The organism is Sporolactobacillus shoreicorticis, from assembly GCF_024125445.1.
Lineage (GTDB): Bacteria > Bacillota > Bacilli > Bacillales > Sporolactobacillaceae > Sporolactobacillus > Sporolactobacillus shoreicorticis.
The window spans coordinates 30,829-53,287 of record NZ_JAMXWM010000024.1; the positions used below are offsets into that span (position 1 = coordinate 30,829).

Annotated in this window: 19 protein-coding genes and 3 pseudogenes; 15 read left to right on the plus strand and 7 right to left on the minus strand. The window is 44.7% G+C overall.

Annotation, left to right across the window (positions count from 1 at the left end):
• Positions 1–13: 13 nt before the first annotated feature.
• The 3 genes from rpiA to NIE88_RS16475 form a co-directional block, all read right to left on the minus strand.
• Positions 14–685 (minus strand): ribose-5-phosphate isomerase RpiA, encoded by a 672-nt coding sequence (gene rpiA, locus NIE88_RS16465; protein WP_253063842.1) that lies wholly within the window; start codon positions 683–685, stop codon positions 14–16.
• Between the two features lie 142 nt (positions 686–827).
• Complete coding sequence (locus NIE88_RS16470; RefSeq protein ID WP_253063796.1) at positions 828–1,574, minus strand: glycerophosphodiester phosphodiesterase; 747 nt, start codon at positions 1,572–1,574, stop codon at positions 828–830.
• Between the two features lie 184 nt (positions 1,575–1,758).
• On the minus strand, positions 1,759–3,957 hold the full coding sequence (locus tag NIE88_RS16475; protein ID WP_253063798.1) for an anthranilate synthase component I: 2,199 nt from the start codon (positions 3,955–3,957) through the stop codon (positions 1,759–1,761).
• A 261-nt stretch (positions 3,958–4,218) separates the two neighbouring features.
• Here NIE88_RS16475 and NIE88_RS16480 point away from each other — a divergent pair, with 261 nt between their 5' ends.
• The 12 genes and pseudogenes from NIE88_RS16480 to NIE88_RS16535 all read left to right on the plus strand — a co-directional run.
• Positions 4,219–5,154, plus strand: a complete 936-nt coding sequence (locus tag NIE88_RS16480; protein ID WP_309247052.1) for a DMT family transporter — start codon at positions 4,219–4,221, stop codon at positions 5,152–5,154.
• Between the two features lie 329 nt (positions 5,155–5,483).
• Positions 5,484–7,316: a potassium transporter KimA gene (gene kimA / locus NIE88_RS16485; protein ID WP_253063800.1), complete on the plus strand. Its 1,833-nt coding sequence runs from the start codon at positions 5,484–5,486 to the stop codon at positions 7,314–7,316.
• A 111-nt stretch (positions 7,317–7,427) separates the two neighbouring features.
• Positions 7,428–8,549: an AbrB family transcriptional regulator gene (locus NIE88_RS16490; protein WP_253063802.1), complete on the plus strand. Its 1,122-nt coding sequence runs from the start codon at positions 7,428–7,430 to the stop codon at positions 8,547–8,549.
• Positions 8,550–8,760: 211 nt separating this feature from the next.
• On the plus strand, positions 8,761–9,792 hold the full coding sequence (locus tag NIE88_RS16495; protein WP_253063804.1) for an efflux RND transporter periplasmic adaptor subunit: 1,032 nt from the start codon (positions 8,761–8,763) through the stop codon (positions 9,790–9,792).
• Positions 9,789–10,475: an ABC transporter ATP-binding protein gene (locus tag NIE88_RS16500; protein ID WP_290446551.1), complete on the plus strand. Its 687-nt coding sequence runs from the start codon at positions 9,789–9,791 to the stop codon at positions 10,473–10,475. The genes NIE88_RS16495 and NIE88_RS16500 overlap by 4 nt, the downstream gene beginning before the upstream one ends.
• Complete coding sequence (locus NIE88_RS16505) at positions 10,475–11,638, plus strand: ABC transporter permease (RefSeq protein ID WP_253063806.1); 1,164 nt, start codon at positions 10,475–10,477, stop codon at positions 11,636–11,638. Before NIE88_RS16500 ends, NIE88_RS16505 begins: the two co-directional genes overlap by 1 nt.
• Positions 11,639–11,706: 68 nt before the next feature.
• The gene (locus tag NIE88_RS16510) at positions 11,707–12,378 is read left to right on the plus strand and encodes a response regulator transcription factor (protein WP_253063808.1); all 672 of its coding nucleotides are present in this window, start codon (positions 11,707–11,709) and stop codon (positions 12,376–12,378) included.
• A 7-nt stretch (positions 12,379–12,385) separates the two neighbouring features.
• A complete protein-coding gene (locus NIE88_RS16515) occupies positions 12,386–13,687 on the plus strand; it encodes a sensor histidine kinase (RefSeq protein WP_253063810.1) in 1,302 nt (433 codons plus the stop codon).
• Complete coding sequence (gene msrA, locus NIE88_RS16520; protein ID WP_253063812.1) at positions 13,671–14,207, plus strand: peptide-methionine (S)-S-oxide reductase MsrA; 537 nt, start codon at positions 13,671–13,673, stop codon at positions 14,205–14,207. Before NIE88_RS16515 ends, msrA begins: the two co-directional genes overlap by 17 nt.
• Before the next feature lie 312 nt (positions 14,208–14,519).
• Positions 14,520–14,861, plus strand: coding sequence for a Fic family protein (locus NIE88_RS16525; RefSeq protein WP_253063814.1), 342 nt, complete (start codon positions 14,520–14,522; stop codon positions 14,859–14,861).
• Complete coding sequence (locus NIE88_RS16530) at positions 14,803–15,189, plus strand: Fic family protein (protein WP_253063816.1); 387 nt, start codon at positions 14,803–14,805, stop codon at positions 15,187–15,189. The genes NIE88_RS16525 and NIE88_RS16530 overlap by 59 nt, the downstream gene beginning before the upstream one ends.
• A gap of 219 nt (positions 15,190–15,408) precedes the next feature.
• Positions 15,409–15,686: pseudogene (locus NIE88_RS16535) on the plus strand (peptide-methionine (S)-S-oxide reductase); the annotation flags it as partial.
• 201 nt (positions 15,687–15,887) lie between these two features.
• On the opposite strand, the pseudogene tnpA reads toward NIE88_RS16535, so the two are convergent.
• Both tnpA and NIE88_RS16545 read right to left on the minus strand, forming a co-directional pair.
• Positions 15,888–16,373, minus strand: a pseudogene (gene tnpA, locus NIE88_RS16540) (IS200/IS605 family transposase).
• A 305-nt stretch (positions 16,374–16,678) separates the two neighbouring features.
• Positions 16,679–17,263: a hypothetical protein gene (locus NIE88_RS16545; protein WP_253063818.1), complete on the minus strand. Its 585-nt coding sequence runs from the start codon at positions 17,261–17,263 to the stop codon at positions 16,679–16,681.
• Between the two features lie 1,434 nt (positions 17,264–18,697).
• On the opposite strand from NIE88_RS16545, the gene NIE88_RS16550 reads away from it, so the two are divergent.
• From NIE88_RS16550 to NIE88_RS16560, 3 genes are all read left to right on the plus strand, one after another.
• Positions 18,698–19,528, plus strand: coding sequence for an IS91 family transposase (locus tag NIE88_RS16550; RefSeq protein ID WP_253063820.1), 831 nt, complete (start codon positions 18,698–18,700; stop codon positions 19,526–19,528).
• Positions 19,529–19,910: 382 nt separating this feature from the next.
• A complete protein-coding gene (locus NIE88_RS16555; protein ID WP_253063821.1) occupies positions 19,911–20,156 on the plus strand; it encodes an FmdB family zinc ribbon protein in 246 nt (81 codons plus the stop codon).
• An 861-nt stretch (positions 20,157–21,017) separates the two neighbouring features.
• Positions 21,018–21,206 carry a hypothetical protein gene (locus tag NIE88_RS16560; protein ID WP_253063822.1) on the plus strand — a complete coding sequence of 63 codons (189 nt, stop codon included), beginning with the start codon at positions 21,018–21,020 and terminating at the stop codon, positions 21,204–21,206.
• 65 nt (positions 21,207–21,271) lie between these two features.
• Here NIE88_RS16560 and NIE88_RS22845 read toward each other — a convergent pair.
• Positions 21,272–21,598 (minus strand): annotated as a pseudogene (locus tag NIE88_RS22845) (transposase).
• A gap of 267 nt (positions 21,599–21,865) precedes the next feature.
• Positions 21,866–22,435, minus strand: a complete 570-nt coding sequence (locus tag NIE88_RS16565) for a sigma-70 family RNA polymerase sigma factor (protein ID WP_253063823.1) — start codon at positions 22,433–22,435, stop codon at positions 21,866–21,868.
• Between the last annotated feature and the right edge of the window lie 24 nt (positions 22,436–22,459).

Sequence of the window (22,459 nt, forward strand, 5' to 3'; positions counted from 1 at the left end):
ACTCAGAATGAATTTATTTCTCAAGCGTCTCGGTATGTCCGTCAGGATAGCCGATGATGACTTTTTCGGTCATGCCGAGAAAAAGTCCGTGTTCGACGACTCCGGTGAGGTGATCCAGTTCGTTGGCCAACGATTCCGCATTGGCAATTGACTGTAAGTGAAGATCAAGGATGTAATGATGCGCATCGGTCACATAAGGTTGTCCATCCGCGGCGTATCGGAGCTCGGGACGATACCCTTTTTCGGATAAATAGGCATGCACATGCTTCCATCCGAACGGGACAACTTCGACCGGCAGAGGAAAGGCGCCAAGTTGTTCGACTTTTTTCGAAGCGTCGACAATCCATATTCGTCGCGCAGATGCTTTGGCAACCAGCTTTTCGTAGAGCAGAGCGCCGCCGCCGCCTTTGATCCCGTTTAATTTTGAATCGACTTCATCGGCCCCGTCGACTGTTACATCGATTTTTGCAACGTCATTCAACGCATGCATCGGAATCTTCCATTCGTTTGCAAGGTCAATGGTTTTTTGTGAGGTCGCGACCCCGGTCATCTTAAATCCGTTTGCTACTTTTTTAGCCAAAGCTTCAAGAAAATAATAAACGGTCGATCCAGTACCAAGGCCGATCGTCATTCCATCTTTAATTTCGTCAGCGGCTCTTCTGCCTGCCGCCTGCTTTCCGTCCATATTCATCCCTCGTTTTCTATTCTGTTGTGTCTCTGAATCATCATTCATTGGATGGGAACGCTCTCATTTCATTATAACGTAAGTGCCGGGTAGTTCCAATGGTTCTGTGACTATTTGCCATTTCCCCCGGCGCTTCGTTTCACTATTGTTTTGTAACCTTTTGAAAGCTATTGCGCAAGTCAAGAGCGGCCTCTGGATGATCGGTAATAATCGCATCAATGCCCATCTCAAAAGCAAGCTGCATATTTTTCGGCTGATTGACGGTCCATGCGCGTACCTTGATTCCGTGTTTCTGAAGCTGTTCCGCAGTTTCAGAGAAAGCGGTCGGCTGCCAGAGATGCTGAGCAGTCGCACCGATCTGCTGCGTATAGCGCCATGGTTCAGCAAGACGTTCCCATAAAAGGAGAGCGATATCCGCTTCTGGATTGATTTTCTTCAACCGAATCAAGGATTCATGATTGAAGGACGAGTAGACAACAGGAAGATGAGGCCGATAGTGCCCGACGAGCTGCGCGACCCGTATTTCGATACCGGGGTATACGTTGCGATCGGTTTTAAACTCTATATTCAGAACGCCGCGAAAGTCGGCAAGAAGTTCGAGTACTTGACTAAGCGTCGGTACGCGTGTTCCTTTGAATTTCGCTGAAAACCAGGAACCCGCGTCAAACTGTTTTAATTCCTCCAGAGTGTATGACTTGATCTGGCCTTTGCCATTAGTCGTTCGATCAATTTTTTCATCGTGCATCACCACAATTTGCTGATCCTTTGTCAGGTGAACATCAAGCTCAATGCCATCGCTCCCGACACGCATCGCTTCTGCAAACGCATCAAGCGTATTTTCAGGACAATTGCATTTGCTGCCGCGATGGGCATATACTGCTGTTTTCATAGGTATCCTCCCTCATCCATAAAAAGAAAAACGGATTCGTTCCGCACATCTAATCATCGAAGCCACGCGAACAAACCTGACTGTCGATTGATCAGTCTTTACCTAAAGTTTATCATACAGTAAGGTTCCATTCATTTGTTACTCTATGATTTGCCGGCCAAAGTGATGATGAGATGTCCGAGAATCAATGAGCCTTCTCTGCTGTTGTTCTGAGGGTGGCAACGTTTTGAAGCACATTCTGCAAAATTTTCATACCCGCATTTTCTCCGAGACTCATAATCGATTCAGGATGAAACTGGACGGCGGCGATCGGAAGGCTTCGATGCTCCACAGCCATAATGATGTGATCGTCGGATTCTGCCGTAACCTTGAGTTCCTGCGGCAGTCGGTCGGCATAGAGCGAATGATAGCGTCCGGCTTTAAAGTCTTGGGAAACATTATGGAATAAAGCGCTGCCTTTATGGTGAATCAATGATGATTTGCCATGCGCCGGTATTGACAGGATGCCAAGTGATCCGCCAAAGTAGCGGACAATCCCTTGAAGTCCGAGGCAGATGCCGAAAATCGCGATCCGGCGCTGCAAACAAAGATCAATCGTCTCCCGCATATGGAACCGCTCCGGACGGCCCGGTCCGGGGGAAAGGACGACAAGATCAATGGGCTCCGAACCCGATTGAATCATTTTCCTTGCCGCGGGGCTTCGGCGAACAGTTACCTTTGCGCCGAGCGATTGAAAATAGCCGGAAAGGGTATGAACGAAGGAATCTTCATGATCGACAAAGAGAACATGAAGAGCTTGCGTGTCCGGCTTTTCCATGTCGCGGGCAGCGGTGGGCTGTTTCTTGGGCGAAGACGCGCGAAGCGCTTCGATCAACGCGCCGGCTTTAGTCAGGGTCTCCCGTTCTTCGCTTTCCGGATCGGAATCGTTAAGAAGGGTGGCGCCAACGCGAATTTGCGCTTCTCCATGCTGCAGACGAAGACACCGAAGTGTGAGTCCCGTGTTCATATTGCCGTTGAAGCCGATCCAGCCGACTGCGCCGCCATACCAGCCGCGCGGCGTTTTTTCATGCTGCTCAATCCAGCGCATCGCCTCAAGCTTCGGAGCGCCGGTGATGGTGACCGCCCACATGTGGCTGATGAAGGCATCGATGGCGTCGCATTCCTCTTTCAACTGTCCTTTTATATGATCCACCGTGTGAAAAAGATGGGAGTATGCCTCGATCTGGCGTCTGCCGATCACTTCCACAGAACCGGGGACGCAAATTCTCGATTTATCATTGCGGTCGACATCGGTACACATTGTGAGCTCCGCTTCTTCTTTTTTAGAACCGAGCAAGGTCTTGATCTGCTCGGCGTCTTCGATCACCGAGCCTTTTCTGCGAATCGTTCCTGAAATCGGGCATGTCTCCACTGTCGCGCCGTCGACACGCACGAACATTTCCGGGGAACAGCCGATCAGAAATTCTTCATCATTTAAATGAATGAGAAACCCATAGGGGCTGGGATTAATCCGCTGCAATCTTTCAAAGACATGTGAGGGCCGGCTTGAACAGCGCTGAGTCAGGACACGGCTCGGCACGACTTCAAACAGATCGCCTTGTTTAAATGCGGTTTTTGCTTTGCGGACAAGGGCGGCATAATCTCCGCTTTGGTCGGCGACGCCGCATGAACTTGAGTCTTGGTCGAACCGGGTTCTTGCACCGGTATGTGGTTTATTTTCGGTGGACAGATCGCCGTAAGCGAATTCATAGGTTAACTGATAGGCATTATTTTTCTCACGATCAACAACAATCAGCTGATCAGGAAGATAGAGCTGTAGATCATTTTGTTTGGGATTCCGATCCTTACTCAGCGCATAGCGCTCAAACTGGAGAACAAGATCGAAACCGAAAGCGCCATAAAGGCCGAGAAAATCATCATTAACGTGAAAAAGTGTTTCCATTTTTCGCAGCAATGTGAACAGCGAGGAACGCTTGGTTCGATTTTCTTCCTGAATGAATGCTTCATCGGTCAAACGGACTTTTCCGCTCAGTTCGGAAGAATGATTGGCTGTTATTTCTAAATCGGGATGTGTTAAGTGATCGGCCAGAAAAGCGATCAGCACTTTTCCGCGTTCATTGAGTGACTTGATTTGAAAGGTACGATCCTTTGCTGTGAGTTCAAGCGGCGGATTGATAAAGCCGATATCCCAGCGCGAATAGCGGCCGGGAAAACGGTAAGTACTGGAGAACAGCGCGCCTTTGTATTCGTCAAGATGAGCCGCCAGCTTTAAAATGGCGGGCTCACCGGCGATCGGCTTACGGGTTCGCGTAATCGTCAAACCCGTTTCAGTGGAGTAACGAGAGGATGGTTGCGATTTGTCAATTTGGGATAAGATACTCATTCTATTAACCTCCTGTATAAATCAATTTATACAGAAGAGCGACTCTGAATCAGAAAAAGACGCCGAATAAAAGCGGCTAACCACACGTCACTGTAAATGTACGATTCTGTTCTCAGGCTCTGCTCTTCTTTACTCTGCTTAACTGTGCTAAACTAGACTTCTTATATCATACATAGAATCGCATTTTAATTCAACCGGAACCATGATGGACGGTCCGATTAACATCAAACGTGACGAAGAACAGAGAAAGGAAGAAAAAATGTGGCAGAACTTGTGCGGCGCCAGTTGACGGCGCAATCACTGCGGCGGCCGATCGGCATGATGCTGGTGCTCGGCGGTGCGACGTTATGGGGAGTATCCGGGAACGTTGCCCAATATTTATTTGAAACGCAGCACATCAATGCCGGATGGCTGACTTCTGTGCGCATGCTGACGGCAGGTGTGCTGCTGCTCGTCCTGACGCAGTTTGGAAAAGAGCGGCGCATGACCTGGTCGATTTGGAAGAGCGGCCGATCGGCATCAGGGATACTTATTTTCGGATTAATCGGGATGATCGGCGCTCAATATACGTACTTTGAAGCGGTTGCCGCGGGCAACGCGGCTACGGCAACGTTGCTGCAGTATCTTAGTCCCGTACTCATTATGCTCTATTTGATCATCTGCCGGTGCAAAAAACCATCCACAACAGAAATAGCCGCAATTTTTACAGCATTGCTGGGCGTTTTCCTGATTGCGACGAAGGGGCATCCGGATCATCTGTCGATCGCTCCGCTTGCTGTTTTTTGGGGATTGCTGGCGGCGCTCGGCGGCGCCATTTATGCGACGCAGCCGGGCAAACTGTTAAAACAATTCGGCGCCGGAGTCGTTGTCGGTTGGGGCATGGTCATTGGCGGAACTGCAATGAGTATTTTCTATCCGCCATTGAGTTTTCATGGAACGGTCTCCGTTCAATCAACAGTGGGAATCGTTTTTGTTATCCTTTTTGGAACGTTGCTCGCCTTTTATTTATACTTGGCCAGCTTGAACTATTTAAAGCCGATTGAAACCAGTCTGCTCGGCTGTGCCGAACCACTGTCTGCAGCGCTTGTCAGTGTCGTTTGGATGCATGTGCCATTCACGTTGTTTGATTGGTTGGGAGCGGCATGTATTATCGGTACCGTTGTCATGCTGACAGTGACACGAAAAAACGGAAATTAAGATAAATAATGTCGCTTGCTGATTATTGCCTGGGAAATGATGACGAATGACGCGTTTTTATGACTAAGCTGTTGATTTGTGTAAAAAGAGATCAATCGCGCCTGTTTAGAAAAAGTGAGGCGGAAATCGATGCGTCCTGTGGTGGCTTGTCCGGATTTTAAGACATGATTTCACCGAGTTTGTCTGCATTGCTTCTTTAGAAAATGAGAGATACAATCGATCTGCACTGAAAGAGAGAACTAGACGAATTTAATGGCGGCAGTTTCATCATGTTCTATGTTCTTTCTTTTTAATTTGCGGTGCGATACGGTATAAAGAGGGGTACATGTATGTTAACGAAATTAAAACGCTTGCTAATCGGCAAACCTTTAAAAACAAATGAATCACATAGTCAAAAACTGAATAAATTTAAAGCCTTGGCCGTGCTGTCTTCCGATGCTTTGTCATCGGTCGCATACGGACCTGAGCAGATACTGATTGTTTTAATGGCGGTCGGCAGCGGTGCGCTCTGGTATTCTCTGCCTATTTCTCTTGGCGTTCTCATTCTTTTAATTGCGCTCGTTTTGTCGTATCGACAAATCATCTTTGCCTATCCGCAGGGCGGCGGGGCTTATATGGTCGCAAAAGAAAATCTCGGTATCAATTTTGGCCTTACTGCGGGAGGGGCACTGCTTGTTGATTACATCTTGACGGTAGCCGTCAGTGTTTCGGCCGGAACCGATGCCATTACCTCGGCCTTTCCGTCACTTCATGAGCATGCCGTTTTAGTTGCGGTCATCATCGTTGTTTTGATCACGATTTTGAACTTGCGCGGATTGACGGATTCGGCAACGCTGCTGTCTTATCCGGTCTATTTCTTTGTCCTCATGATGCTGCTTGTTATTGGCGGCGGTCTTTTTGCCGCGTTGACAGGACATGCCGCGCCAATTCATCAGCACGCGGCCGTGGGCACACCGGTGATGGGGGTCGGTCTGTTTCTATTGCTGCGTGCCTTCGCATCGGGATGCTCTGCGTTGACCGGTGTTGAAGCAATTTCCAACGCCATTCCGAGTTTTAAAGACCCCGCACCTAAAAACGCCGCGCGGACGCTGCTTATGATGGGCGGCCTGCTGGCGATTCTTTTAGCAGGAATTGTTTATCTTTCTTATTGGTACGGCGTTCATCCGGAAAGTGATCAGACCGTACTTTCTCAGCTGGCAGGCAACTTGTTCGGACGCAATCTTTTTTATTACATTATTCAAGTGTCTACCGCATTAATTTTGATTCTTGCGGCGAATACCGGGTACTCGGCATTTCCGCTGCTGGCATTTAATTTAGCGAAGGATAAATATATGCCGAGGCCGTTTAAGGTCAAGGGTGACCGATTGGGATTTTCCAATGGTATTTTAACTCTGGGCGCGCTTTCCATTGTGCTCATTATCCTTTTCAAAGGAAGAACGGAAAATCTGATTCCCCTATACGCGGTCGGCGTTTTCATTCCATTCTCGCTGTCGCAAACAGGTATGATCATTCACTGGATCAAGAAGCGGCCGAAGGGCTGGCAGGGCAAACTGATGATCAACTTGCTCGGAGCACTCATCTGTTATCTGATTCTCGTTATTTTCTTTTTGACGAAATTTCCGCAAATCTGGCCGGTACTTATTTTTGTACCGATTGTGGTTACTATCTTTCATAAAATTCATGAGCATTATATGCTCGTTGCCCAGCAGCTGCGGGTTGATTTTTCCGAACCGGTACCAACCGTTCATGCGTCGGACAATATTATTGTGGTACCGGTCGCCGGGATTACAAAAGTCGTCGAACAGTCATTGACGTATGCTAAGTCGCTGTCCGGCAATGTGATTGCGGTCTTCGTCGGTGACAGTCCGGAAGCGATCGACAAGATGAATAAGGAATGGAATGAATGGAATCCGGGTGTTCGTCTAATTGCGCTTCATTCGCTTTATCGAAGCATTGTCAGCCCGCTGGATAAATTTATCTCGACGGTTAAATACAAAGCGGATAAACGAGGCGCGACGGTAACTGTTGTATTTCCGCAGTTCTACACAAAGAAATGGTGGCAAAGCTTGCTGCACAACCAATCCGGTGTCCTGATCAAGGCGAGTCTGATCCGTCACAAAGATGTTGTTATTGCGACCGTACCGTATCATTTTAAAAAGTAAATCATTGATTTCCTTGGCGCGGCGGTCGGCCGCGCCAATTCGTTTGATTGAAAGTGCAACTGTGTGTCAATCAATACTGCGATAAGAAACTTTTACGAGGAGGGGAAGCCGATGAAGTCAAGCTTGGCAATCAGTGGCAGAAACCTGACTTTTATCCTGATTTGCAGCAGCGGTGGACTTGCGCTGACGCTGGCAGGACTTTCCATAGGATGGATGATTGGCACTCTGGTCATGGCAGGCGTGCTTTCCATGCTGAATCCGAAGTGGGTCAGCCGGCTTCACGTTGAAAAAGGGCTGCAAAGTTATTGGCTCAAGGCAGGACAGCTCATGCTCGGTGTGCAGATCGGAATGCAGGTCAACGGGTCGATTCTGACAGCGCTGAATCGTGGCTGGCTGCCGGTTCTAATCATGATCTTAGCATCGATTGTTTTATCCCTTGTGAGCGGGATGGCTCTGTTTCATTTCAGTAAAACAGACCTCATCACAAGTCTCTATGGCACAACTCCCGGCGGATTGTCTTCGATGATTGGTATAGCGGCGGACGCCGGCGCGAACATGGCGGTTGTCAGCATCATACAGACGATGAGGGTCATCCTTGTTGAAAGCACGGTGCCGTTCATTGTATCCATTTGGAACGGACCCGTTCAAGAACGAGCGGCGACTGCTGGAGTTGCGGATAAATTGACGCCCGCATCCGCCGCCGGTCTGCTGCTTCTTATCATCATCGCCGTCATGAGCGCCCTTCTCGGAGAAAAAATAAAAGTACCGGCGCCTTGGCTGCTTGGAACCATGCTTGGCGCCGCGGCGGCGCGGATCGTGTTCGGAGTGATCACAGCGAGCGCTTTGCCCGTTTGGCAGCCGCATGTTCTTGTGATCGCGGCTCAAGTGACAATCGGTACCTGTGTCGGTTCACGGTTGAATCGAAAGATGTTCGTGGACATTGCGCGGATCGCATTTGTGGGACTGATGGGTTCAATCGGACTGACAGCGGCCATGTTTCTCTGCGCCCTGCTTGTGTCGGATCTGACCGGTATCGATCAGGTTACTTCCATTTTGGCATTTGCGCCGGGAGGTATTGATGTAATGGCCGTGACATCGGAAGCGCTCCATGCTAATTCAACTTTTGTCGTTGCCGTTCAGGTACTGAGAGTGCTTGCGATCTGTACACTCCTTCCCCCGTTTTTCGCTTTGCTGAACCGGCACCGCGCGCAAACCGATCCGGCGTCAAAGTGAATCCGTCTGCTCTTTTTAGAACACGACCTTTTTGAGCAGGTCGGTTTGCGTCACATGCAGGTTCCCATTTCAAGATGTTTGAATGAAGAATGTCCGCCTGAATTTTTGATAGTGACCGTTGGTATCTTTCCTTCCTTAAGCAATTTTTAAGAATCCCCCTTTAAACTGAAGTCCATAACAAAACATCTGAAGTAGCGAAGGGGTTTGGATAATGAAGAAGATCTGGATTTTGATTCTTGTTGTAGTACTTGCTATTGGAGGGGGAGGAGCATTCTGGTATTTCGCGCGGGACAAGTCTTCGGCTAATCAAACCATGATTCCGACAACCACGGTTCAGAAAGGCACGATCTCCACTGATGTCAGCGGATCCGGATCGTTGGAACCGACTGTTGATCAGGATGTGACGATTGACGCGGATGATGCCTCGAAAACGATCTACAGCGTTTCCGTTGCGAAAAACGACAAAGTGGAAAAAGGTGATAAACTGCTTACCTTTACAGATGGCACAACGCTTGTAGCCCCTAAATCAGGCACTGTAACAAGCTTTACGGTCTATGCAGGCGGGCGCGTCAATGCCGGACAGACAGTCGCTCATCTAAAGAGCTATGATAATCTGAACACAGTGCTTTCTATTGACGAACTGGATATTCCAAAAATTAAAATCGGACAAACCGTCTCCGTTGTCGTGGCCTCTTATCCGACAAAAACGTTCAGCGGAAAAGTCACGTCAATTGCTAAAGAAGGCACTGATACAAACGGAACCTCTTCTTTTGATGTAACGGTACATCTATCCAAATCAACCGGACTTAAACCAGGCATGACAACGACGGCGAATATCGTCCTTGAAAAGAAAACAAATACTCTGTATTTGCCATCGGGTGCTGTGCATCAAAGCGGTGACGGTTATTATGTCTATCTGTCTTCCTCATCCTCAAATTCAAACAGCAGCGGGCAAGAGTCAGGACGCTTCAGAAATGTGGAAACAACAAGAGGCAAGCAGCAAACGGTGACGGTCGGTATTCATAATGACCAATATATTGAAGTTAAATCGGGACTCCAGGAAGGACAAACAGTTCAACTCAATGCGATCACCAGATCAACCGGTACCTCCTCTTCATCATCAAGCAGTCGAACTCAAATGATGCCTTCCATGAATGGTGGAGGCTTCGGAGGCGGACAAGGCAGCTTCGGAGGCGGTACCGGTGGGACTCGCGGTGGAAACGGTGGTGGAAACCGGCCATGAGTGAAGTCATGATCTCGATGAGCAAGATTGAGAAGACCTATAAATTAGGCGACAATATCGTTCATGCTCTGGATCATATCGATCTTACTATTGAAGAAGGTGCCTTTGTTTCCATTGTCGGACCTTCCGGATCGGGTAAATCCACACTCATGAATATGATGGGCTGTCTCGATAAACCAGATGGAGGCGAATATACTCTGGGGGGCAGTCACATTGATCGCCTCAAGGATCGCGATTTAGCAGAAATCCGAAATCGAAAGATCGGCTTTATTTTTCAGAATTTCAATCTGCTTGGGAAATTGACTGCTGTTGAAAATGTGGAAATGCCGCTGCTCTATCGCGGCGTTAAGGCAAAAATCAGACGAGCTCGTGCCTTGGAATGTCTGAAGCTGGTCGGACTTGAAGAACGGGCAACCCATCTTCCTAACCAGCTTTCAGGCGGACAGCAGCAGCGTGTGGCGATTGCCCGCGCACTCGCCGGCGAACCGCAAATTTTACTTGCCGACGAACCGACGGGTGCTCTGGACAGCAAGACCAGTGAAGACATTATGAAGCTGTTAACCACTCTGAATAATAGCGGACGCACGATTGTGCTGATCACCCACGATTTGAATGTGGCAAGAAAGGCAAAACGAACAGTCAGCATTCGCGACGGCAGACTTCAGGAAGGTGAACATATCTGATGAATCTTTTTACTTCGATAAAAATGGCTGCGCGCAATATCCGTGGAAATAAAATGCGCTCGTTTCTGACCATGCTCGGTATTATTATCGGCGTATCCTCGGTTATCGCACTCTTGGCCATAGGACAAGGCTCCAGTAAGTCGGTTACCGACAGTGTCAACAGTCTAGGAACCAATCTTATTACGGTGAACATTACGAATACGGATACTCATTTTACAATGGATAATCTAAAAGAGGTCAAGCAGGCCACCGGCGTGAAATCGGTGGCGCCGGTACTGAGCGGGAGAAGCACGCTGCGCAATGGCAGCACAAACTCCCAGGTCAGCGTGACCGGGACAACCTCCAGTTATTTATCGATCCGACAGCTTACCGTCAAACAGGGGAGATTTGTTTCCTCACTGGATGAAAAATTCCGTCAAAAGATCGTCGTTCTGGGCAGCGATCTGGCAACGACCCTTTTTGAAAATGAGTCGCCGATCGATAAAAAAGTCTTGATTGACGGCGAAAGCTATCTGGTTGTCGGTGTCTTGAACAGCAAGGGCGGATCAATGGGTTCAAGCAGTGACGACGCGGCCTTTCTCCCATTTTCAACCGCGCAGCGGCTGATCGGTACGACTTATATTACGCAGTTCTATGCTCAGGCTGAGAGCCAGGATTCTGTAAATTGGGCAATGGCGGGTATTTCGCGAGTGTTGAGCCAAACCTACAGCGATTCAGATGATTACAGTGTTGTCAATCAGCAGGATGTTATGGAGGCGATGAGCTCGGTCACAAGCACGATGACGATGCTGCTCGCCGGAATCGCAGGTATTTCACTGCTTGTCGGGGGCATCGGTATCATGAATATTATGCTCGTATCGGTTACGGAACGAACCCGAGAGATCGGTATACGCAAAGCGATCGGAGCGAAAAGAAAAGATATTATGCTTCAGTTCCTGATTGAAGCGGCCGTCCTCAGTATGCTCGGCGGACTTTGCGGCGTCGGCATTGGCATTTTGGCGGCGAAGATATATGCACTGGCTGTTGGTGGAACCATTGTCTATTCACTGCCGATTATGGCAGCCGCGTTCCTGTTCTCGGCGGTCGTCGGCATTGTGTTTGGCGTATTTCCTGCCTATAAAGCATCGAAGCTGAATCCAATCGAGGCCCTTCGCATGGAGTGAGCAGTTTTTTAAAAAAGTTTGTCATGTTGTACAATGAGTGAAGGAATGAAAAATTGGGGGTGCCAGCCATGCGACTGCTTGTCGTTGAGGACAATCACTATCTGCTGCAAGAAATTGTCCGTCTGCTTTCAGATGAATATACGGTCGACTCGACGGAGGACGGCGACGAGGCGCTGTATCTGGCGGAGCAAAATATCTATGACGCGATTGTGCTTGATGTGATGCTTCCCGGTATGGACGGCTTTGAAGTCACGGAGCGGATTCGGAAAAAAGGGGTGGCAACGCCGATTATTTTTCTCACGGCGCGTGATGCCGTCGATGACCGCGTGAAGGGGCTGAACCTTGGCGGCGATGATTATATGGTCAAGCCGTTTCAGAATCAGGAATTGAAGGCGCGAGTGGCCGCAGTCTTGCGGCGCAGTTCGCCGATGGCACTTGACCATATCCTTCGCTATAAAGGCATTGAGATCGACAACAAACGCAAACAAATTAAAGTCGATGGAGAAATGATTTCGTTCACGACAAAACAATATGATTTACTTGAATATTTAGTGCAGAATGAAGATCAAATTCTTACTCGGGAACAGATTTTCGACCGGATCTGGGGCTTTGATTCAGATACGACGGTCGGCATCGTCGAGGTCTATATCCATCAGCTGCGAAAAAAATTGAAAAAATACACTTATGACGCCGATATCCAAACCGTCCGCGGTATCGGCTATATGCTGACGGATCAGTGATTGGCCTATGACACTTTTTCGAAAGACACTTATTAAATTAACGATTTTGAATTCAATCTTGCTGATCTTGCTTCTTGCGTCAATGTGTGGTTCTGTGTATTACTATGTACAAAAAGTAACGTATAGCGACAGTACCCATCTTTTGCAGAGTGATGCTAAGCGTGCACTTCGACGAATTGATTCTGGCATCATTACAATGGAGCGACCAAATCCAATGTTGGGACCACCGCAATCTTATATTATTGTTGCAGACACAAAAGCACAAAAGTTTGTGGTCGATTATCCTGAATTGGTAGGAAGCAATGTACAAGTTAATAATACTTCCAAGATCAAAAACTTAATGGGTATGCAGGAAAAAACGGCTCAATTAAAAATGATTTATGGTGAAACATACAATGTATTGATGGAAAGATCCGGAACGAAAAATATTTATTTCATTCGAACTGTAGACAGAGAACAAATGATTTTGCATCGCTTGTTTACCATCATCATTTACGGCCTTGTCAGCGGTGCACTTGTCTCTGTTATTGTCGGCTTTTTCCTTGCCCGACGTGCACTTCGTCCGGTTGAAAAGGCGTGGGACCGGCAAAATCGTTTTGTCGCCGATGCATCACATGAGTTGCGGACGCCGCTGTCCATCATTCAATTGAAGATTGAAGGTCTGCTCAGGCGGCCGCGGCAAAAGGTTCAGGAGGTCGGCGAGGATATTGCGGTCATGCTTGACGAGACGCGCAGGCTGTCCAAGCTTGTCGGTAATCTATTGACTCTGGCACGCTCGGACGCGAACAGGCTCGAAGTGAGTCTGGCTCCGCTTGATTTGGGCGCGGTGCTGAGAAAGGTAACCGAGCCGTTCTCGGAAATGGCAGAGGTCGAAAAAAAATCCTTCATACTTGACGGAGCAGACGATCCCATTTACATTAATGGTGATGAACAACGTGTGCATCAGCTGGTTGTCATCCTTTTGGATAACGCGATGAAATTTACCCCAAAGGGTGGAGCGATCACCGTTGTCTGCACGCGGGAAAACAAATTTGCTCGGCTGTCTGTATTCGACAGTGGATGCGGCATATCGGAACAGGATGTCAAACATATTTTCGACCGTTTCTATCAGGTTGACAGTGCGCGTACCGGTCAGAAAGGAACCGGACTCGGTTTATCAATTGCCGAATGGATCGTGGCGAAACATCGCGGGAAAATTGATGTGGAAAGCGAACTTGGCAAAGGAACAACATTCAGCGTGCGGCTTCCATTGCTGAAGAACGAATCGGAGCTGCAAGAGGGAGAAAAAGAAGATGACAGTAAATCTTGAGACGGCGACCTTCGCCGGAGGATGTTTCTGGTGCATGGTGAAGCCTTTCGACACGTTGCCGGGCATTGAAAAAGTCGTTTCCGGCTACACAGGCGGGACGGTTGAAAACCCGACCTATGAGCAGGTGAAAACCGGAACGACCGGCCATATGGAGGCTATTCAGATTCTCTTCAACCCTGAATTGTTTCCATACGAAAAGCTTCTCGAATTGTACTGGACTCAGGTCGATCCGACCGATGACGGCGGGCAGTTCTTTGACCGCGGCGACAATTACCGGACGGCGATTTTCTACCACAATGAAGCACAAAAGAAGGCGGCGGAGCAATCTAAGGCGGACTTAGCCGCGAGCGGACGCTTTATCAAACCAATTGTGACGCGGATTCTGCCCGTCGCACCCTTTTATCCGGCTGAAGAAGAACATCAGAAATTTTATAAAAAGCATCCCGACCGCTACAAAGCAGAACGCGAGGAATCCGGACGTGACGCGTTCATTAAGGAAACTTGGCGTATTGAGCGATAAAGGCGGCTCATTTCGTTGCGAAAACCACAAAAAGTAATCCATTACCTTTATTTAAGACTTGCTGATCATATATTTGGGGGCTTTCCAGTCAGTTTTTTTAAAAATCTAGAGTAGAGTAATGAAAGGTGGATTAGGGTGCCAACCTGGGCAAGACGTTCATGCCAGCCGTCTCACTGATGATAGCGGTTCGTCAGGTTTGCAGACAGGTAAGCCCATGCTCACGCCACACGAACAGCAACTTTTTGTTTATGTAGCAGCATTACCTCAATGGATTGCATATGTGGAAAATAAGAATGAACGGAGTGGACAAAGTTGAAAAAAATGCCTGATGATTATTTAAAAGACGTACTGGTGCGTTTGGCTCACCATTCGACCGCTATTGAGGGCACTACTTTGCCTCTTGCAGAAACCGTATCAATTATTCTTCAGGATGCACTTCCGCCTACAACGCATAAAATAAACTTGCGAGAAATTTATGAAGTAAAAAATCATGAACAAGCGTTTCACTATGTATTAAGCGAGTTGAATGAAAACCACACTTTAACGGTTGGTATTGTTAAAGCGATTCACGCAGCCTTAACGGATCGCTTGCAGCATGATCCTCTTGGACAATGTCATCCTTGGCGCAGAATTCCATACAGTCAGTGCAGCTGAGACGCCATTTCTTATCCAGCAGTGGGTGGATAATCTGAATTATCGTTTATCCAGTGCCCAAACGGATGAGGCTTGCTATCTTGCTGTTAATGAATCTCATATTACCTTTGAACGCATTCATCCCTTTTCAGATGGTAATGGACGCACCGGCCGTTTATTAATCAACTATTCACTTATGCAACATGACTTACCTCCGGTCGTGACCAGCAGTTATAAACGTACTTTGTACATCTCATATTTGGCTAAGGAAGATGGCCTAGGATTGAGTCAATTTATTCAACAAGAATCGCAGGTGGAGTTAGACCGCATTCGACGTTTTCAAAATTAGCAGGAGTCACAAATCTCTTTATTTGACGATCACGAAGAGGAATAAGAAGAATAAGAATAACTTTTCGATAAATGTAACACTTAGTTTAATTGCAAAAACTCTAGAAGTTGGATTCTATTGTCCGACTTTGGAGAGCCGTTTTGGTTTAAAGAATGAACGTTATTTGTAAACAAAATAATTAAAGGTGTTTTAAATGCCAAGAGTTGTACGCCCCCATTCATGGACTTATCACCGGATGCATTCGGACCCACGGAGGCTATTCAGATTTTCTCCAACCTTGAACTGTTTCCGTACGAAAAGCTTCTCGAATTGTACTGGACTCAGGTTGATCCGACCGATGACGGTGTTTTGACCGCGGCGACAATTACCGGACGGCGATTGTCTACCATACTGAAGCGCAAAAGAGGGCGGCGAAGTAGTCCAAAGTGAACTTAGCTGTGAGCGGGCGCTTTACCAAACCAATTGTGACGCGAATTCTGCCCGCCGCGCCGTTTTTCCAATTGGGCATAACCAATTCGACAATTGATAGGGGTAGAGAAGCGTATATTGGCGAAAACCAGAGCCAATGAATCAAAACCACCCGTGTGAACGGGTGGTTTGCTCTGCGGCTGAAAGCCTTTATTACTGGCCAGCCCTTAAAAGGGCACCGAGGCGTTCGCCAACCGCACTACTTCCCCGGCTCCCCTAAAGGGGGACTTCTATTTTTTCTTTTTTGAGCGTTTGACCTCTTCTCCGGTAAACGGATCAATGTGTTCAAACATGCTTAGTTGCTCTGCGACTACATCCTCTTGGATCTGATTACGAATGTATTCGGCAATCACTTTCTTATTTCTTCCTACTGTGTCTACATAATATCCTCTGCACCAAAATTTTCGATTCCCATAGCGATATTTTAAGTTCGCATGTCGATCAAAGATCATTAAACTGCTCTTTCCTTTGAGGTAACCGATAAAAGATGCAACGCGCAACTTAGGCGGTATACTGACCATCATATGATTGTGATCTTTACAGGCTTGGGCTTCGATAATTTCTACACCTTTTCGTTCACTTAACTGTCATAAAATCATGCCTATATCTTGTTTTAGCTTTCCGTAGATGATTTGTCTTCGATACTTTGGTGCAAAAACGATGTGATACTTACAATTCCATTTTGTATGTGCTAAACTATTAATATCAAATGGCATAAAAAAGTCTCCCTTTGGCTGATAAATTTGGTTGGCGAACCAAATTTTATCTTAACACGAAGTGAGGCTTTTTTTGATACATCGCTTGAAGCTTTCCGGAACCCTAGGCATAGCCTAGGGTTTTCAAAACACTAAAATAAACATGATTGTGCACCATTTGGTGCACAATCATGAAAAGAGTAAACGGGACAATGACGGTATCTTAAAGGGCGGCAACTGATACTGACAGTAGAATCGTGTTCTGCAATTTATTAATGATTGTACTTCTTTTTTTTGTCGCTAGATTTAACACTAGTCTTCACAAATTATTTTGAGAGAGTCATTTTTTTAACTAATCCACCATCATCTATTACATTTATTGAGACAATCTTTCCATCTTCTGCCGTAGCAAGATTACCGTAGACAGTAGATGTATTTGTTTTATCATTTTTACTATATGCTACATCAAACTCAAAGGTATAAGCATTGGTATTGGTCTTAGATTTTTTTATTTTTATTTTAGTTACTGGTTCTAGTTGATAACCTGATCTATATGCAGTTTGTAACCATGTGGTTCCTTGATTATTCTTTAAAAATTCTTGTAGGTATTGTTTTTCAAGAAGTGATTTATATTTTTCTTCTAGATAGGGATACAACGCTTGCGGATCGTTAGTCATTTGTTTTTTATATAATTTCTTTTGTTCATTATCTGGTCCAGTGAATATATATGTGAGAACAGTTCGGATTGTTTGTTGGCTTCTTTTAATATCTGAACTTTTACTACTATCTTGACTTAGAGCTGAGGTTGTTTTTTTGTTATTTGAAGAGGGACTGTCGTTCTCATTTGAACAACCCATCATTAAAGAAAACACTGATAATAGGATAATAATTTTTAGAAAAGGGGTCTTCATGGTTAGTCCTCCTCGTATTATATATATTTAAGTTCAAGAAACGTAGAATGCTAAAAAATTAGGGCTTTAGATATCTAAAGGTATCCAAATTATACTGATTCTAATTGAAAGGATATATCATCAAATTGATCTATTTTGTTAGGTTAAATGTGGATTTGATATTAAAATCTGTGTTTTTAAGCTAAGTCCTAACTGTGTCGGTTAGATAGGTTGTCATTCCTCCTAATGTCAGACGAGCAAGTGTGTGGAAAGACTCTGTTGATCTGCATGGTCATATTCAGACGATGAAGGTGCATATCAGCGAAAAAGGTATTGTACAAGTTTTTCAGAGCCCTTTCTAGGAAATGGTTCAGAATTTACTACAGAAATTGAAAATCAGTTTTTGGGGTTTGACATAGTACCGCAAGTTTAAGGCAGTTTTTATCTGTTGTAATAAATAAAATAATATCCATCATCCTTTCTTCTTTAAGGGGTTTAGAGCGTTTTTAATAATTGAGGATTTGATCTAAATTTATTACATCATCGAGCGCTCATAACTTCAAATGGAATCTCATATTGTTGCTTTAGAGGCTTGAATTTATTCTAAACACACCAAAACAAAAATATTGGATAGCACCACGACTATTCATATCATGACCATCTTCGTTGCTAAGAAAGAACGAAGATAAGGTGTAATATTTTGGTGAGCGAGATAACTCAATTTGAGGTATAGGTATCAAAGTACCGTAGTCGAAAACTAACAATAGTAATACATTATCATGATCAGCTCCACATGTAAAGTTTTTGCAGTTCATTTATTATATGTCTCTTATTATCCTTTAATTCTCTTTACCTCAAACTCTTTACCTCAAAATAAATTTCTGCAAAGATTGTTTATTAAAGACCGAACTCCTCTTTAACTATTGTAAGCAAAATATTTAAAGAGGAGTGTTTTAAATGCCAACAGCTGTATGTCCTATTCATGGAACGTATCATCGGATGCATTCAGAACTACAAATTGATGTAGTAAACGAAAAGGGGAAAGACATCAGGGGAAAATATGGGTTCGCTAATTTTTACAAATGTGATTGCGGTGCGAAATTTGTTTCTCAGGGGGCCCCTCACTTTGACCTCCCCATTTTTCATTACACAGACGATCTAAAACTTGTAGCAGCCGCAAACGGTTATTCATATTACAAAACACATGAAAGCAACATTCATTACACGTCTGCCTCAACTCTGAAACCGTATGTGTTTTAAGTTTGATGGAGAAAAACACTTAATTGTAGTGTTAGCTATCCCATGACATTTGATAAGCATGAATAGTTTTAAAGACGGCTCAAATTCCTATGCGAATTTATGAGCCGTTTTTTTGTTGTTTAGGAAACTATAAAATATCGACTTGTGGATAACTCTCCGTTAAACTATATTGTAGAACTCTTGGGAGAAGTGGACATGGTGAAACGAAGCAGCGGGATCATCAAACGGATTCTAAAAGACCATTTCGATGGGTTCTGGAAATTTCATTCAGATCTGTTTCCTGAATCTTATCGGGAAGATATCAAAGAAACAGTTCAGAAAACAATCAAATGCGGGACACGTGATTTAGGCTTTGCTAAATATGAATGCTTAGGCTGTGAAGAAAATCCTGCTCCTGTCTTCATCGGCTTTACCTGTAAAAGCCGTTTTTGTCATAAATGCGGAAAGAAGTATACAGACGATTGGGCGGATAAGCAGCAGGAAATGATCTTTAATGTACCTCATCGCCATATGGTGTTCACTGTTCCAAAAGAATTGAGGCAAGTGTTCTATAATGACCGACGGAAACTTAATGAGTTAAGTCAGAAAGTCGCCGAAGTCTTTAAATTTTATTATCATCAAAAAAGTAAGAAAAGGCAGTTACAGGTGGGGATCATTACGGTCATTCATACCTCTGAAAGAGATCTGAAATTCAATCCTCATATCCATACGCTGGTGACTGAAGGTGCTCTGGACAACCGTCATGAGTGGCGATCAAGTGATTATATCTCATACGACTTTCTGAGAAAATTCTGGCAGAAGTTACGTTTGGATGCCACTAGAGAATGGTTTCCAGGACATGAAAAGGTCGCAGCGTTGGTTAATGATTTATACCAATGGTATCCCAAAGGATTCTATGTCAACGCTGAACGGAAAATGAAGGATGTCAAAGGAGCTGCGAAATATATTGGCCGATATTTAGCGCGACCGGCCATTGCGGAGTATCGCATTGAATCGTACGATGGCGAAAAGGTTCATTTGGTATGAGGATCATCAAATAGGAGCACGTAAAGATGTGATCTGGTCCGTTTATCGATTCTTATTTAACCTGCTCCAGCACATTTCTCCGAAACATTTTCGGATAGTTGGACGCTATGGGTTATACAGTAGAAGAGCTTATCGAAAAGCAAATCAGGTGTTAAGCCTTTACTCATTTGTGAGAACGAAACAGCTTTTATTTATTCTAGAGAGAAAAAGAAGAAAAGAAAAACCTACCGGGAACGCATGATGGAGACTTTTGGACACGATCCATACCTTTGTCCTTGTTGTGGGCGAGACATGGAGCTGACAGAAATCTGGCATGCCGATTACGGTTATTTATATCACTACTTGGAAGATGTGCCATGGATTCAGAGATGGAGGAAAGAAAATGAGCGAAAAGAAAAAGCAGGCTAATCAGGACTTAGATTTGGACTGGTTAGAAGAAGACCCATTAGGTCTTAATGAAGAAATGCCGGTCGTTGCCTTTGAGTGCTTAGACTGTGGGAAAGAAGATGAAGTACCTGACTTTGTCGTCGAAGAATTTGGTTATGACCTAAAAAAAGGCGAAGAAGTTGAAATCGAGTGCCCATTCTGTGGAGGCACAATGAAACAAGCGAGAAAAAACTCCAGGTAATTTAGCTTTACCTGGAGCGTGATGAGATCGCGTTAGCGATTTTGTTCGGTGCGCCCGGCATTGGTGACAACTTGGCGGTGAAAGTCCGCTACAGACTTGGCAGTAGGAACTGTTAGCCAAAGGCAAGGGTGTCCGCTGTGAGGCGGAATCTGAAGGAATCTGGAGGCAAACTCCTGAGGTGACGAACAGAAACTGGATACAAAGGCTGAATGGAGACGGATAAGCTTGCCTAACAAGGTGAAGTCCAATACTGCCACAGACTACTCAAAGCAACTATGCTGTATGACGGTGGGCCAGTCGAAATCATCTTGCAGTAGGAGATTTAAAACCACCTTAAACTTAAAGTGCTATAGTCAAAAACTATGGTATTGAGCGTTAAGGAAAAGGCAAGCAAGAATTGTCAGGTGCGTGTTAAGGAGTTGACCGAATAGGTGAACTACTTACGAAAATGTCGAAAGCTTAGAGATTCCATCAAAACTAGGGATAGCTGTTAACCTAAGATGAGTTCAGAGGAAACCTGTTTACTGTCAAAATATTTCAATTATTTGGGCTAGAGCTGAACTTGGAAAAGACAAAAGTTGTTTATTGAAAAGACGAAAATAGACGAGAAAATTATCCAAATATCTCATTCGATTTTCTTGGCTATACGTTTCAACCCAGGTACTCAAAAAACAAATATGGAAAATTCTTCACAAATTTCTTACAGCTATCGCCGACAAGGCGAAGAGAGCAATAAGAAAAGAGGTAAGAAGTTGGCGATTACAGTTCAAGGTAGATAAATCATTACAGAATCTTACCAACATGTTCAATAAGAAAATCCAAGCGTAGATTAACTATTATGGTTATTTCTACAAATCAGAAATGTATCATGTCCTGCGCTATATCAATGGTTGCTTGATTAAGTGGGTTCGTCGGAAGTACAAGAAACGAAAACACCGAAGAAAAGCAGAATACTGGTTGAGCACAGTGGCGCAACGAGACCGTAAATTGTTTGCCCATTGGAGATATGGAATACTACCGGCAATGAATAATGGGAGCCGTATGAGCTGAGAATTTCACGTACGGTTCTGAGAGAGACTTAAGGGAGGCCTGGGTCTACTCATGTAATATTTATTTCAGAAGAGAAGCCTAAAGCATCTCTCTAAGTTCATGACCAGAAATTTGAGTGCGATCACTGTTTCACTGGATTCACGCAACAGCGTACAAATCCGATCCAGACCATAGCGGTGTTTGCTCTCTCCGAATTTTCCTCGATGGGGATGCGCCCCTTAAAGTCCTGACGATCATTTTGCCGTTCTGTTTTGACTGTGTTCATCCTTCGGTTTACGACCCAGTCTGGGCCCGCTTATCCGGATATGATGGAGGTTGCAGTAATTTAAATTCGCTCGATTTCGATAGAGCGTGTCCGCCAAAACGGTGTATAAATCCTGCTGTATCAACATTTTTGTATGTTTAACAAGCCCTACTTCTGTTCACTGTATTGGGGTAAAAATATGAGTTTTCTTATTCTTCGTCAATTTTATTTAAAAGCTCCCAAAAACCTATAGGCGGTAAAAAATTATTTTTGCAAAAACAGTCATATATTTTAATCCTGATTTCTTGTTCCAAATCATCACGAAAATTTGGATTTGTTTTTAAAAGCATTTTTTTAATCTTGGGATTTAATATTTTTATGTAATAGTTAAATTCATCTTCAATGTTATTAATAATTATTCCCCTCCCAATAAAGCCTTTAATTTTTCTAAAGCTTTTTTATGCTGTTGAGAAATATTTTGTTGACTTGAACCTTGTAGTTGAGCTATATAGGATATTTTATAATCATGTACATAAATTAGCTCTAATATTTTACGTTGTCGGTCTGTCAGTTGTTTAATAGCAGAGTATAGTTTTGGGGTTTCAATGTGGTCTTCAAGAGAGCTAGATTGTTGGTATAGCAAATCAAATTGAATGTGTTTCTGGTTTAAATAATCAATTTGGTTGTTATCTATTGTTAACCGCTCTCTCTCACGGCGTTTCCTGATATTTTTATCAAAGTTAATCGAATTATAATATATTAGGTTAGAGAAGTATGAAATTAACTGGTAATGACGATAGTGTTTCTTAAACTCTGCGTCTACTCTGCTTTGAAACTCATAGGAAGGATAACATATTGCTTGTTCAAATAAGTAATAATTCTCACGCTTGTTTAAGAATGATTTTACGATAGGCTGATTTAAAAAATTTTTATGCGAATTAATAAATTCATCCAAACATTTCTTCTTATTAATAGGTTTGTACATATAGACACCTCCAATAAGATAAAG

What these genes read in the sequence shown, in the direction of transcription:
- rpiA (WP_253063842.1), bottom strand. Translation starts at nt 685, where the DNA reads ATGGACGGAAAGCAGGCGGCAGGCAGAAGAGCCGCTGACGAAATTAAA.
- NIE88_RS16470 (WP_253063796.1), bottom strand. Translation starts at nt 1,574, where the DNA reads ATGAAAACAGCAGTATATGCCCATCGCGGCAGCAAATGCAATTGTCCT.
- NIE88_RS16475 (WP_253063798.1), bottom strand. Translation starts at nt 3,957, where the DNA reads ATGAGTATCTTATCCCAAATTGACAAATCGCAACCATCCTCTCGTTAC.
- kimA (WP_253063800.1), top strand. Translation starts at nt 5,484, where the DNA reads ATGTTAACGAAATTAAAACGCTTGCTAATCGGCAAACCTTTAAAAACA.
- NIE88_RS16490 (WP_253063802.1), top strand. Translation starts at nt 7,428, where the DNA reads ATGAAGTCAAGCTTGGCAATCAGTGGCAGAAACCTGACTTTTATCCTG.
- NIE88_RS16495 (WP_253063804.1), top strand. Translation starts at nt 8,761, where the DNA reads ATGAAGAAGATCTGGATTTTGATTCTTGTTGTAGTACTTGCTATTGGA.
- NIE88_RS16500 (WP_290446551.1), top strand. Translation starts at nt 9,789, where the DNA reads ATGAGTGAAGTCATGATCTCGATGAGCAAGATTGAGAAGACCTATAAA.
- NIE88_RS16505 (WP_253063806.1), top strand. Translation starts at nt 10,475, where the DNA reads ATGAATCTTTTTACTTCGATAAAAATGGCTGCGCGCAATATCCGTGGA.
- NIE88_RS16510 (WP_253063808.1), top strand. Translation starts at nt 11,707, where the DNA reads ATGCGACTGCTTGTCGTTGAGGACAATCACTATCTGCTGCAAGAAATT.
- NIE88_RS16515 (WP_253063810.1), top strand. Translation starts at nt 12,386, where the DNA reads ATGACACTTTTTCGAAAGACACTTATTAAATTAACGATTTTGAATTCA.
- msrA (WP_253063812.1), top strand. Translation starts at nt 13,671, where the DNA reads ATGACAGTAAATCTTGAGACGGCGACCTTCGCCGGAGGATGTTTCTGG.
- NIE88_RS16530 (WP_253063816.1), top strand. Translation starts at nt 14,803, where the DNA reads ATGATCCTCTTGGACAATGTCATCCTTGGCGCAGAATTCCATACAGTC.
- NIE88_RS16545 (WP_253063818.1), bottom strand. Translation starts at nt 17,263, where the DNA reads ATGAAGACCCCTTTTCTAAAAATTATTATCCTATTATCAGTGTTTTCT.
- NIE88_RS16550 (WP_253063820.1), top strand. Translation starts at nt 18,698, where the DNA reads ATGGTGAAACGAAGCAGCGGGATCATCAAACGGATTCTAAAAGACCAT.
- NIE88_RS16555 (WP_253063821.1), top strand. Translation starts at nt 19,911, where the DNA reads ATGAGCGAAAAGAAAAAGCAGGCTAATCAGGACTTAGATTTGGACTGG.
- NIE88_RS16560 (WP_253063822.1), top strand. Translation starts at nt 21,018, where the DNA reads ATGTATCATGTCCTGCGCTATATCAATGGTTGCTTGATTAAGTGGGTT.
- NIE88_RS16565 (WP_253063823.1), bottom strand. Translation starts at nt 22,435, where the DNA reads ATGTACAAACCTATTAATAAGAAGAAATGTTTGGATGAATTTATTAAT.